Consider the following 11935-nt stretch of genomic DNA (forward strand, 5'->3'; position numbering starts at 1 on the left):
GCCGCCAAAGCAGCCAAAATGTTAGCAGTCGGAGTACCGGAAGAAAATATGAAAGGGAATCCTAAATTCCAGATCGCCGATGTTTTATTAAATTCTTTAGAAGATTTCAACGAAGAAGTGTTTAACACTTTAGCAAACCAACATTAAGCATGAAAAAGAGCCAAAAGCTAGTATTTGGAGGGTTGGCCGTGATGTTGATAGGAACGTATTTTATGGGGCCACAGGCGCCCAAGCCAGAGCTGGATCCGAAAATTACCAGCCTGCCGGCCATGACGCCGGGGCAGGTAGAAGCCAGTGTGCGCAAAGCGGAGGAGTCGGTGCCCAATATTCGCCCTAATAATGAGGCGGAAATTGTTTGGCCAATGACAGCCTGAAGCAAAAAAACACCCTGGGCGGTGGTGTATTTACACGGCTTTTCGGCCAGTCGCTACGAAGGGATGCCTACGCATCGGACTTCGCCAAACGTTACGGCCTGAACATGTATTTGGCACGATTGGATGCCATGGTTTGCAGTCCGAAAATCCGCTTTTAGAGATGTCTCCGGAAGGAATGGTGAATTCCGCTAAGCGCGCCATTTCCATCGGAAAGCAATTAGGCGAAAAGGTGTTGGTGATGTCTACTTCTACTGGCGGAACCCTAGGCCTGTATTTAGCGGCCAATAATCCGGAGATGATTGATGCTTTGGTTTGCTATTCCCTAATGTGGATATCGCAGATCCAACCTCCAAAATGCTGACTAAGCCTTGGGGCTGGAGATGGCCAAACTGGTGATGGGCTCGGATTTTCGTGATACCGGCGGTACGGAGGAGGAAGGGAAGTATTGGGATAATAAATATCGGGTGGAGGCTCTGGTAGCACTACGTTCCTTAATGGATGCGACCATGACCAAATCCACCTTTGAAGCCATTACCCAACCCACCTTTGTGGGCTACTATTATAAAGATAAAGATCATCAGGATGAGACCGTTTCGGTAGCTTCTATTTTAAAAATGTATGAAGAATTGGGAACGCCGGAGGGGAAAAAAGTGAAACAAGCCTTCCCCGAGGCAGGGGATCATGTGATTGGGACATACCTTCAGTAATGATATTCAAGGGGTCAAACAAGCGACATTCAGGTTTGCAGAGGAGGTACTGAATGAAACCGATAAGCGAACAAGCCAGTTAAACTTTTATGCTGAGCGCCGGGTCTGAAAAAGGTTCGGGTTTTTTTTATCCCGATTTAGCTATGCTTGAGCCGGGTAATTCATCCCTAAATCCTCGTTTAGCTTCAGGGCGGGAAAAATGACGAGATAGTTCCTTGTTTCGTTGTGGGGCCCCACGGCAAGCGGCGGGCTTTCGGCGGTCGCTTTTTTCGGAGGGAAGTACCGCTTATTATTCCAGAATTACTCGCCGAAAAAGAGCTCCACAAACGGCTGACGCCTCCGCCTCTATCCCTGCCCAAAGACTTTGTGCCTTGTCCTGAAAGCGGTGCGTCGGTTATTGCTGATGAATATCCAAAACAAGAAAAGCCAGCTCTTTCGAACTGGCTTTCGGTGATTCGGGGCTCGAACCCAGGACCCTCTCCTTAAAAGGGAGATGCTCTACCAACTGAGCTACCGAATCGGGCGTGTTAACGCGGATTTATTAGGTTGTGATTCGGCTGGGGCTCGAACCCAGGACCCTCTCCTTAAAAGGGAGATGCTCTACCAACTGAGCTACCGAATCGTTCGCTGATGCGAAGAGTATTTTTAGAAGTGATTCGGCTGGGGCTCGAACCCAGGACCCTCTCCTTAAAAGGGAGATGCTCTACCAACTGAGCTACCGAATCGTTCGCTGATGCGAAGAGTATTTTAGAAGTGATTCGGCTGGGGCTCGAACCCAGGACCCTCTCCTTAAAGGGAGATGCTCTACCAACTGAGCTACCGAATCGTTCGCTGATGCGAAGAGTATTTTTAGAAGTGATTCGGCTGGGGCTCGAACCCAGGACCCTCTCCTTAAAAGGGAGATGCTCTACCAACTGAGCTACCGAATCGTTCGCTAATGCGAAATTATTTTTAGAAGTGATTCGGCTGGGCTCGAACCAGGACCCTCTCCTTAAAAGGGAGATGCTCTACCAACTGAGCTACCGAATCGTTCGCTGATGCGAAGAGTATTTTTAGAAGTGATTCGGCTGGGGCTCGAACCCAGGACCCTCTCCTTAAAAGGGAGATGAACTGAGCTCGAATCGTTCGCTGATGCGAAATTATTTTGGAAGTGATTCGGCTGGGGCTCGAACCCAGGACCCTCTCCTTAAAAGGAGATGCTCTACCAACTGAGCTACCGAATCGTTCGCTAATGCGAAATTATTTTTAGAAGTGATTCGGCTGGGGCTCGCCCAGACCCTCTCCTTAAAAGGGAGATGCTCTACCAACTGAGCTACCGAATCCTTGCGAAGAGTATTTTAGAAGTGATTCGGCTGGGCTCGAACCAGGACCTCTCCTTAAAAGGGAGATGCTCTACCAACTGAGCTACCGAATCGTTCGCTGATGCGAAGAGTATTTTTAGAAGTGATTCGGCTGGGGCTCGAACCCAGGACCCTCTCCTTAAAAGGAGATGCTCTACCAACTGAGTACCGAATCAATTTATGTCTGAATTGACTATATTAAGGAAGAAAAAGTTATGCCATTTTTTCTTAACAGATCATATTTTTTGTGATTCGGCTGGGGCTCGAACCAGGACCTCTCCTTAAAAGGGAGATGCTCTACCAACTGAGCTACGAATCGTGGAATAAAACGGTCAATAAAAAATCGAGGTGAACTTCGGATTTAAGGAGCAAACCTGCATATTTGAAGCAGTGTTTGTTTTTCGATTCGTTCTTTCCGTAATTGGACTGCAAATGTAGTAGGTTATGTTTTAATCACAAAGTTGGTGAAGAAAATTATCTTGTTTTTTGGCGTTTTTTATGCCTGTCGGTGCAATCTTTTGGTTCCCAATCAGCTAGCGAGCGATTGAATTTAGGGGACAGTTTGTTTAGTGAGAAGCGATATTCAGAAGCTTTGAACAATATCAAGAAATTCTTATTGATCAACAGCAGGTCAGTGAAGTGATGCTGTTGAAATGCTTACATCCGGGAGGGAGTGAAGGATTGGGCAGTACAATGTACTACCTGAATTTGTATTATAACCGTACCCTGGATAAATCGGTCCTCAAAAAATGGGCGAAATAGCCAAGAAGGAGGGACTACAAGGCTATGATTATAATGATCAGGTCTTTTTTTCTAATTTGTACCAGAAAAATTATAATTTGGTCAATGTAGTTATCCTGTTCATTATTGGAGGATTTTGGTAGGGTTTTGTTTTACAAAGATCGAAGCCCCGGGGTAAATGGACTTTCGCGGCTTTACTGGCTTTTTTCTTAATGCTTTGGGCCTGGAGGTGAATATTTCTGCCGGGAAGGCAAGCAAGCCATTACGTCTTTTTCGAAAGTATGTTAATGGATCAGCCTTCAGCAGGTGGGATTTGGTGGAAACTATTCTGCGGGCTACCGATTGGATGTATTGGGAAAGAGGATGTTTGGTTGAAAGTCGCCTGGAATGGGGAGGTTTTGTTTCTGAAAGAGACCAACGCTAGGCTTTTGTAAGTAAATGTTTTTTGACACCATTTAAACCAATAAATATGAAAAAGGGAATTTTGCTCAGCATAGCTTTGTGTCTTTTTGCACTAGTATCCTTTGCGCAGAAATTTAAGGTAGATCCGCGCACTGAGCTATTGGCGAAAAAGAAATGGAAAATTGTTCGGGTAGATGGAAGATACGATGATCGCTTCCAGATGGGCGAGACCCTGGATTTCCATCGTGATGGCCGATTCTATTTTGAGGGGACCAAAAACCCATATGCGCATGGGAACTGGGTAATGGATGGAAAATATTTAATTCTGCAATACAAAGATCAGGAAGATCACGCTACCATCTCTGAGCGCATGCAGATCAAAAAGTTAAAAGATGATCAATTGGTGCTCAAAACCTTTAAGGTGAAGTCCAAGGATGGCAAAAGCATACGCTTTATCTGAGGTAAGCGAAAAAATAATATATAGCAATCAGAGGAGGCCCGGGCAATTTGTTCGGTTTTTTTATGCATTTTTCAGAGGAAAGGCACCGCTTTATTTTCTCTGTTATGCAAAAAGCCGGAGAATAATTCTCCGGGCTTATAGAGCGTGTTTAAAAGCGCACCATCCGGCTGCAAATTCTATTTATTGGAAGTGATTTTGGATAATTTCTCAACAATAGCGATGCTATTCTCTCAAAATAATCGGGTATCGCTTCTACAATACTTCAAATTTTCGCTTCGAATTTTGGCTTTTGAACACGCTCTTAGTTATTAGTATTGGGCTTGTTTTAAGCTTCTACTTCCTCCGCATAGTCACTAACCGGAATACAAGAACACATCAGGTTACGGTCTCCGAAGGCATTGTCAATACGACGAACAGAAGGCCATATTTTAGCGGCCTTCACATAATCTAATGGGAAGCCTGCTTTCTCACGGCTGTAGGGTAGCTCCCACTGATCAGCAGCCACCATCGCTTGCGTGTGTGGCGCATTTTTCAGGACATTATTCTCCTTATCGCGATGCCGTCTTCCACTTCTTTAACTTCCGCGCGAATGCCGATCAAAGCTTCGCAGAATCGATCCAATTCTTCCAGTGATTCTGATTCCGTTGGCTCGATCATTAAAGTTCCGGCTACCGGGAAAGAAACGGTCGGAGCATGGAAGCCATAGTCCATCAGGCGCTTGGCAATATCTTCCACCTCAATGCCCAGCGGCTTAAACTGACGGCAATCCACAATCAATTCGTGTGCATTACGACCATTGGCGCCTACATACAACACCGGATAGTGGTCTTTCAAACGGGCCTGAATGTAGTTCGCATTCAAAATGGCCAGTTTAGTGGCATTGGTTAAGCCCTCAGCGCCATCATGGCGATGTAAGCATAGGAGATCGCCAATACTCCTGCAGAGCCCCATGGAGCGGAAGAAATTGCGGTAATGGCTTTCTCTCCACCAGCTTCAGCCACTAATGGGTTTCCAGGAAGGAAAGGAACCAAATGTGCTGCCACGCAGATCGGGCCGATACCCGGGCCACCACCACCATGCGGAATAGCAAAAGTTTTATGCAGGTTCAGGTGGCAAACGTCCGCGCCAATATTAGCGGGAGAAGTGAGTCCTACCTGCGCATTCATGTTGGCGCCATCCATATAAACCTGACCGCCATTTTCATGAATAATATTACAAATCTCAATGATGGATTCCTCATACACGCCATGTGTGGAGGGATAAGTAATCATCAAAGAAGAAAGATCGTCTTTATGTGCTCTGCTTTCTCGCGTAGGTCAGCCACATCAATGTTTCCAGCCTCATCGCAAGCGACTAATACGATCTTCATTCCCGCCAATGCTGCAGAAGCCGGATTGGTTCCGTGAGCAGAAGTCGGGATGATACAGATGTTACGGTGGCCCTCGCCACGATCCTCATGGTAGGCTTTGATGACCATCAGTCCGGCGAATTCCCCCTGTGCACCTGAATTTGGCTGAAGGAAGTACCGGCGAACCCGGTGATTTCATTCAGCCAGGCTTCCAGATTTCGGAAAATCTCGAAATATCCCGCTGTCTGTGACGCAGGAGCGAAGGGGTGGATGGCTGCCAGTTCCGGCCAGGTGATCGGTGCCATCTCTGCAGTGGCATTTAATTTCATCGTACAAGAGCCTAAGGAGATCATGGAGTGTACCAAGGAGATGTCCTTATTCTCCAGGCGCTTCATATAACGCAACATCTCATGCTCCGAGCGGTAATCGTGGAATACCGGATGCGTCATGTATTCACTGCTACGTTGCAAGTGTGCCGGCCACTGCATTTCCAAAGCTTCTGCGGCTGCCTGAAGATCGAAAGCATTGGCGTCAGCGTTTTTCGCAGCAGCAAAGATTTCGATCACCTCCAACAGGTTTTCCATCTCGGTGGTTTGGTTCAGGGCCACACCCACGGAATCAGTGGTGTATCTAAAGTTGATGCCTTTTGCTTCCGCTGCTTCACGAATTTGTGAAATTTCTGCCGGGGAAGCAGCAACTTTCAATGTATCGAAATAATTTTCATTCAATTGCTGGTAACCGAATGCCTTTACTGCCTGCTCCAATAACTGGGTATGTCCGTGGATATTGGTGGCAATGGTTTTGATGCCTTCCGGTCCGTGGTAGACGCCATACATACCGGCGATGACAGCCAATAATACCTGAGCGGTACAAATGTTGGACGTCGCACGCTCCCGCTTAATGTGTTGCTCCCGCGTCTGCAAAGCCATACGGTAAGCCTTATTGCCATCACGATCCTGAGAAACCCCAATGATACGGCCCGGAATCTGACGCTTAAAGGCATCCTTGGTAGCGAAGAAAGCGGCATGTGGGCCTCCAAATCCTAGCGGAACACCGAATCGCTGGCTGGTTCCTACCACTACATCGGCTCCCCATTCACCAGGAGGAGTTAATAAGGTCATGGCCAAAAGGTCTACTGCTACCGCTACAAACTGACCGTTTTCTTTGGCCGCTTTTGCTACAGCAGGGTAGTCATTGATATTGCCTTCCTGATTAGGGTATTGGAGTAAAATCCCGAAGAAAGTTTCATCCTTAGCATCGTATTTAGCCACATCATCCACTACTAATTCAATGCCGATTGGGTTGGATCGGGTTTTTAGAATGGACAGGGTCTGTGGTAAGACGTGCTGATCTACAAAGAACTTAGTTGCTATCTTCTTTTGCTTGCCTTTGCGGGAAGCAAATAGCATGGACATGGCTTCTGCAGCGGCGGTACCCTCATCAAGCAAAGAAGCGTTGGCTAATTCCATACCGGTAAGGTCAGTGACCATGGTTTGGAAATTAATCAACGCTTCTAATCTTCCTTGTGCAATTTCTGCCTGATAAGGCGTGTAGGCAGTGTACCAGCCTGGATTCTCCAGTATATTTCGCTGAATAACGCCCGGCGTGATGGTGTTATGGTAGCCCAAACCAATATAGGAGCGGTATACCTTATTTTTTTCCGCTATCGCTTTAAACGACTTTAAAAAGCCGTGCTCAGTCTGAGCAGCAGGAAGGTCCAGTGGATTCTTCAGGCGAATCGCCGCAGGAATGGTCTCGTCAATCAACTGCTCGATATTCTCCACCCCAATACGGTCCAGCATCTTTTTGGTCCGGATTTCTCTTGAGCCATTGTGGCGACGCTCAAAGCGATCAGCTTCGGTTAGTCGAATCTTCGTCATTTTTGTTCTACGAATAAGTGATTTAAAATGAGCTAAAAAAATAAAGCACCCCGGTTTCCAATTGCCAGTAGGGTGCAGCTTTAATGGTTTTTTTGGATTACCGAAAGGTAAACCCCATGTGCAAGCAAAAATAATTAATTTTAAGAAGGAAAGGTTTAAATAAAACACAAAAATGTGCTCTACGTCATAATTTTTCCTGATGTGCTAATAGAATGGACTTAAAATCGTCCTGCTTTCAAAATAAATCGACTTTTGCTGTCAAAAATGAAAAAGGCCCGAGCGTTTGCTCAGGCCTAAACAGTTTAATTTAAAACGATTAGATTTACCAGCCTAGGGCATAGTATACCGGGTCGCCATCTTCATATTGACCGGTGATCAGGATGCCCCGGATTTAGAAGATAATACCCTGGAAAGTTCTTCCGTATTCCGGACCGGGCGCTTATCTACCTGTGTAATCACAAAGCCTTCTTTAATGCCTGCATTTTTAAATTTACCGGATTTAAGGCTCACGATCTTGGCGCCGCCTTCCACATTCAGCGCTTCCAGTTCTTTAGGATTCAGGTTAGCGAAAGTAGCTCCTTCAATAGCGGTGGATCCTGCGTATTTCACCACGGAGGTTTCTCCCATCATATTTTTCAGGGTTACCGTAGTGGATTTTTCTGATTTACCACGTTTAAATACTACTTTGACCTTATCACCAGGGCGATGACGGGCAATAGACTCCTGCAGGTCGGCTACATTATTGGTCTTGGAATCATCAATTTTTAAAATCACATCGCCTTTTTCCAATCCGCCATCCTTAGCTGCGGAATTTTCATTAACCTCTGCAACAAAAACACCCTGAACTTCATCCAATCCCTCTTCCTTGGCCAATTCAGCATCCACAGGACGAATCTGAACCCCCAATAGGGCGCGTTGTACAATTCCAAACTCTTTAAGGTCTGCCGTAACTTTTTCCACTATAGAAGCCGGTACTGCAAAAGAATATCCCGCATAAGAGCCGTAGGGAAGCAATGGCCGTATTTACTCCGATTAATTCTCCTTTTAAATTCACCAGAGCGCCACCGGAATTACCAGGATTCACTGCGGCATCGGTCTGAATGAAAGACTCAATACCATACTGACTGCGGGAAATGTTGATGTTACGTCCTTTGGCAGAAACAATCCCGGCTGTTACCGTAGAGTTCAATTCAAAAGGATTCCCTACAGCCAATACCCATTCTCCAACTTTAATGTTATCGGAATCACCCATTCTGACAAAGGGTAAGTTGCTTTCATCAATTTTAAGTACCGCTAAATCAGTAGTAGGATCCGTACCAATGACTTTCGCATCAAAGCTTCGGTTATCATTCAGGACCACCTTTACCTCTGAAGCGTTGTCAATCACGTGATTGTTGGTGACGATATAACCATCATCTGAGATAATTACCCCCGATCCTGAGGCTTGCCCCTGACGGGGAGATTGTTGCCTTGGTTCAAAACCGAACTCTCTGAGCCAGTCTTCCATGGGGCTCCTTCTTCCACCATAACCTGAAGTATTTTGAGTGATGGTGGATTTAATGTGCACTACACAAGGGGTGGTGGCTTCTGCGGCAGCAACAAAATTTAGCCCTGCCGGAACTTCCATATCCGTTTCTGCCAGAAAATTGGTCAACTTAACGTGATGCTCTTTGGCGGTTTCACTATTGGAAGCAGGTGTCGCGTTTTGCTGAGGGGACACCAAATGGAATCCGCCCACTGCGATGACTCCTCCCAAAAGAGAGGCTGCAAAAAGTGCTAAAAATAATTTGCGGTTACTCATGGTGAATATTTTTAAATTGCTAATGCTATTTTTGATTAAATTTCGTCAAAACTTACGCCATTATTCAGAAAAGGGTTAAAACCTTAACATATTTTAACAGGAAGGTGGCCATAATCTACAAATATTGTTTAGTAGAATCTTAGCAATGTAATATTTGGCACAGCTTAATGTCGAATTGTCATTGGTATACTGCCATTTTAAACTTCTTGTGCATTATTTTGTCAGACCGGTGTCCTTGAAAAATTCCTTTACCCAAATCAGGCGGCTGAAAAAAAAATCAGACCGAATAAAATTGAAAATGAAGCTATTGCCTTAGTGGGGGACTTTTTGAGAAAAAAATTGTTTGCCCATGCTTGCATAATTAAAGGTGATCATGCACCTTTGCATTCCGTTAAGACAAGGCGCCGATAAGGCAGCAGGAAAACGGAATATAAATTCCCGAGTAGCTCAGTTGGTTAGAGCATCTGACTGTTAATCAGAGGGTCGTTGGTTCGAGCCCAACCTCGGAGCAAAATTTGCCAAAAGTGGTAGATTAAAGAAAATATTTGGTTTAATCCCGAGTAGCTCAGTTGGTTAGAGCATCTGACTGTTAATCAGAGGGTCGTTGGTTCGAGCCCAACCTCGGAGCAAAGATTTGCCAAAAGTGGTAGATTGAAAAAATATTGGTTTATTCCCGAGTAGCTCAGTTGGTTAGAGCATCTGACTGTTAATCAGAGGGTCGTTGGTTCGAGCCCAACCTCGGGAGCAATATTTGCCAAATTGGTAGATTGAAAAAAATATTGGTTTATTCCCGAGTAGCTCAGTTGGTTAGAGCATCTGACTGTTAATCAGAGGGTCGTTGGTTCGAGCCCAACCTCGGGAGCAAAGATTTGCCAAAAGTGGTAGATTGAAAAAATATTGGTTTATTCCCGAGTAGCTCAGTTGGTTAGAGCATCTGACTGTTAATCAGAGGGTCGTTGGTTCGAGCCCAACCTCGGGAGCAATATTTGCCAAAAATGGTAGATTGAAAAATATTTGGTTTATTCCCGAGTAGCTCAGTTGGTTAGAGCATCTGACTGTTAATCAGAGGGTCGTTGGTTCGAGCCCAACCTCGGAGCAAAATTTTGCCAATAGGTGAATTTTATTTGATAAACTGAATCCCGAGTAGCTCAGTTGGTTAGAGCATCTGACTGTTAATCAGAGGGTCGTTGGTTCGAGCCCAACCTCGGGAGCAAAAAAGCCGGTCTGTTTCAGATCGGCTTTTTTTGTGTTTATTATTTTATAGAAATTTCCTGTAGTAAGGCCAGCACTTTCTGCTGCAGGGCCAGGGAGGAGTTTTTGAGGTGGAGAAGGAATTCATCCTGCGCCAGCATTCCCCCGTCTACCAAATCCGTCACGGACTTAATTCCCAAATAGGGGACTTGCATCAGTTCGGCTACATAGGCTATTCCTGCAGCTTCCATTTCCTTGACTACCCGCTCCTCCTGATCCAGGATTTGGTAATCCGTATCACACATATCCAAAGAATTTCCGGAGGAAATGGTCGCAAATTCCATTTCCAGCTTTTGGGCCAGGGCCTGATCTGTAAAAACAGGATAATCTCCCACACCATATTCCCTGAAGCCCGGAATGCTGATGCGACGGTCATGGTGAATGACTTTATTGCCCCAGTATACTTTAGCGATTTCCGCTCCTTTACTTTTAAAGGCTCCGCAAGTCCCTGCATTGAGGATGAGGTCAGGTTGCCAGGCCTGAATGGCGGCAAAAGTGGCTAAAGTGGCGGGCTGCGTGCCGATGCTGTCCACCTGAAAGCGCGGATCCACCCCATTAACCAGCAAGAGGAGCTCTGTCTGGCCGATTTTTCCTTTATAACTGTCCATGGGCAGGGAAGGGTGGAGCTTGTCCATTTCCTCCAGTTCCAGGGCATCCCGAATAGGATCTGCCTCAGAATGCATGGCCATGATTAAAACGATTTTCTTAAATGTCATGCTTGTTAATTTTTTGCAAACTAATAAGCAGGGAGGACAATCAATACCCACAGACGGTAAAATCCGGCAAAGTAGGATTGGCTGGTTCTATTTCCCCCTCCACTGGGGCTTTCTTTTTTCTCTAAAAGCAGCAAGGCCTTCTTTGGCATCCTCAGTAGCCAATAGCTTTTGGAGCTGGTCGTGCAAATATTCGTGCTGTTCGGAACTATTGATGTCTTGCATTTTACCATAGGCGGCTAATCCTTTTCTTACAGCCGAGGGGGATACCTGTTTGATCTGGTCAATCAGCTTTTCCTTTACCGATTCCAGGTCTTCAGGCGCCAGCACATAGGTGATCAGGCCCCAGCGCTCCGCTTCCTGAGCGGAGATGACCTCCGCTCGCATGCACCAGTCAAGTAAAGTGCGTTTGGGGATAATAGGCGCTAAAGAAGCCATGACCTGCATGGGCCAGATACCTCTTTTGGCTTCCGGCAGGCTGAGCTCCACATTTTCCAAACAAAGCACATGGGAACAGCCCGCCAGGATTAAAAAGGCTCCGGCATACACATTCCCTTCCACAATGGCGATACAGGGTTTATACAACTGCTGAAAGGCATCGCCCAATTTTACCGGGCTTTGGGGCTCCGGAATGGTGGAGCCCTTATCCTCCACGGGAAGGCCGGCAAAGGCTTTTAGGTCAGCGCCGGCAGAGAAAACATCTCCACGGGATTGAATGACCACCCCCCAGATGTCCCCATTGAAATGCGCATGATTTAATAGCATGGCGATTTCGTTCATCATCTGTGGCGGCATGGCATTTTTTTTCTCCGGCCGGTTCAGGGTGATATACAGGAAGTGATCGTCCACCTCCCATAAAAGAAAACCAAAATTATAATCTTGGGGATTTTTCGATTCCGATTCTGAATAAGCGTGCAT

Annotated in this window: 9 protein-coding genes, 19 tRNA genes and 1 pseudogene; 12 read left to right on the forward strand and 17 right to left on the reverse strand. The window is 46.0% G+C overall.

Translation table 11 applies throughout. The annotated features are described in order from the left end of the window. The first annotated feature begins 149 nt into the window (after positions 1-149). From NG22_RS17500 to NG22_RS17510, 3 genes are all read left to right on the forward strand, one after another. A complete protein-coding gene (locus NG22_RS17500) occupies positions 150-374 on the forward strand; it encodes a hypothetical protein (protein WP_053403847.1) in 225 nt (74 codons plus the stop codon). Between the two features lie 160 nt (positions 375-534). Next, positions 535-735: a hypothetical protein gene (locus NG22_RS17505; protein WP_053403848.1), complete on the forward strand. Its 201-nt coding sequence runs from the start codon at positions 535-537 to the stop codon at positions 733-735. Positions 736-754: 19 nt separating this feature from the next. Next, positions 755-1081, forward strand: a complete 327-nt coding sequence (locus tag NG22_RS17510; protein ID WP_216597576.1) for a hypothetical protein — start codon at positions 755-757, stop codon at positions 1079-1081. Between the two features lie 445 nt (positions 1082-1526). On the opposite strand, the gene NG22_RS00020 is transcribed toward NG22_RS17510, so the two are convergent. The 12 genes from NG22_RS00020 to NG22_RS00070 form a co-directional block, all read right to left on the reverse strand. Next, positions 1527-1599 (reverse strand) — tRNA-Lys (locus NG22_RS00020). A 31-nt stretch (positions 1600-1630) separates the two neighbouring features. After that, positions 1631-1703 (reverse strand) — tRNA-Lys (locus NG22_RS00025). A gap of 30 nt (positions 1704-1733) precedes the next feature. After that, positions 1734-1806: transfer RNA gene (locus NG22_RS00030), tRNA-Lys, on the reverse strand. A 29-nt stretch (positions 1807-1835) separates the two neighbouring features. Beyond that, a tRNA-OTHER gene (locus NG22_RS00035) sits at positions 1836-1907 on the reverse strand. A gap of 30 nt (positions 1908-1937) precedes the next feature. After that, positions 1938-2010, reverse strand: a tRNA-Lys gene (locus tag NG22_RS00040). A 29-nt stretch (positions 2011-2039) separates the two neighbouring features. Next, positions 2040-2110: transfer RNA gene (locus NG22_RS00045), tRNA-Lys, on the reverse strand. 30 nt (positions 2111-2140) lie between these two features. After that, a tRNA-Lys gene (locus NG22_RS17685) sits at positions 2141-2204 on the reverse strand. Positions 2205-2232: 28 nt separating this feature from the next. Beyond that, a tRNA-OTHER gene (locus NG22_RS00050) sits at positions 2233-2304 on the reverse strand. Positions 2305-2333: 29 nt separating this feature from the next. After that, positions 2334-2403, reverse strand: a tRNA-Lys gene (locus tag NG22_RS00055). Positions 2404-2425: 22 nt separating this feature from the next. Next, a tRNA-Lys gene (locus NG22_RS00060) sits at positions 2426-2495 on the reverse strand. A 30-nt stretch (positions 2496-2525) separates the two neighbouring features. Continuing rightward, positions 2526-2596 (reverse strand) — tRNA-OTHER (locus NG22_RS00065). Positions 2597-2668: 72 nt separating this feature from the next. Next, a tRNA-Lys gene (locus NG22_RS00070) sits at positions 2669-2740 on the reverse strand. Positions 2741-3340: 600 nt separating this feature from the next. On the opposite strand from NG22_RS00070, the gene NG22_RS00075 reads away from it, so the two are divergent. Next, a complete protein-coding gene (locus tag NG22_RS00075) occupies positions 3341-3586 on the forward strand; it encodes a hypothetical protein (RefSeq protein WP_053403850.1) in 246 nt (81 codons plus the stop codon). A 45-nt stretch (positions 3587-3631) separates the two neighbouring features. Further along, positions 3632-4024: a hypothetical protein gene (locus NG22_RS00080; protein WP_053403851.1), complete on the forward strand. Its 393-nt coding sequence runs from the start codon at positions 3632-3634 to the stop codon at positions 4022-4024. A gap of 325 nt (positions 4025-4349) precedes the next feature. Here the strand turns inward: NG22_RS00080 and gcvP are convergent. The 3 genes and pseudogenes from gcvP to NG22_RS18235 form a co-directional block, all read right to left on the reverse strand. Then, a pseudogene (gcvP, locus tag NG22_RS00085) lies at positions 4350-7252 on the reverse strand (aminomethyl-transferring glycine dehydrogenase). Between the two features lie 375 nt (positions 7253-7627). After that, positions 7628-8212, reverse strand: coding sequence for a PDZ domain-containing protein (locus tag NG22_RS18230; protein ID WP_367379209.1), 585 nt, complete (start codon positions 8210-8212; stop codon positions 7628-7630). Continuing rightward, positions 8187-9053, reverse strand: coding sequence for a S1C family serine protease (locus NG22_RS18235; RefSeq protein WP_367379210.1), 867 nt, complete (start codon positions 9051-9053; stop codon positions 8187-8189). The genes NG22_RS18230 and NG22_RS18235 overlap by 26 nt, the downstream gene beginning before the upstream one ends. 437 nt (positions 9054-9490) lie before the next feature. Between NG22_RS18235 and NG22_RS00095 the strand changes: the two genes are divergently transcribed. From NG22_RS00095 to NG22_RS00125, 7 genes are all read left to right on the forward strand, one after another. Continuing rightward, a tRNA-Asn gene (locus tag NG22_RS00095) sits at positions 9491-9564 on the forward strand. A 44-nt stretch (positions 9565-9608) separates the two neighbouring features. Next, positions 9609-9682 (forward strand) — tRNA-Asn (locus NG22_RS00100). 42 nt (positions 9683-9724) lie between these two features. Then, positions 9725-9798 (forward strand) — tRNA-Asn (locus NG22_RS00105). 43 nt (positions 9799-9841) lie between these two features. Continuing rightward, positions 9842-9915: transfer RNA gene (locus NG22_RS00110), tRNA-Asn, on the forward strand. 44 nt (positions 9916-9959) lie between these two features. Further along, positions 9960-10033: transfer RNA gene (locus NG22_RS00115), tRNA-Asn, on the forward strand. A gap of 44 nt (positions 10034-10077) precedes the next feature. Continuing rightward, positions 10078-10151, forward strand: a tRNA-Asn gene (locus tag NG22_RS00120). A 39-nt stretch (positions 10152-10190) separates the two neighbouring features. Then, positions 10191-10264: transfer RNA gene (locus NG22_RS00125), tRNA-Asn, on the forward strand. Positions 10265-10306: 42 nt separating this feature from the next. Here the strand turns inward: NG22_RS00125 and NG22_RS00130 are convergent. Together NG22_RS00130 and NG22_RS00135 are read right to left on the reverse strand one after the other, a co-directional pair. Then, positions 10307-11020 (reverse strand): hypothetical protein, encoded by a 714-nt coding sequence (locus NG22_RS00130; protein WP_072159007.1) that lies wholly within the window; start codon positions 11018-11020, stop codon positions 10307-10309. Between the two features lie 87 nt (positions 11021-11107). Beyond that, positions 11108-11935 (reverse strand): enoyl-CoA hydratase/isomerase family protein, encoded by an 828-nt coding sequence (locus NG22_RS00135; RefSeq protein ID WP_053403853.1) that lies wholly within the window; start codon positions 11933-11935, stop codon positions 11108-11110.

The sequence above is a fragment of the Persicobacter sp. CCB-QB2 genome (genome assembly GCF_001274635.1).
Taxonomy (GTDB): domain Bacteria; phylum Bacteroidota; class Bacteroidia; order Cytophagales; family Cyclobacteriaceae; genus Persicobacter; species Persicobacter diffluens.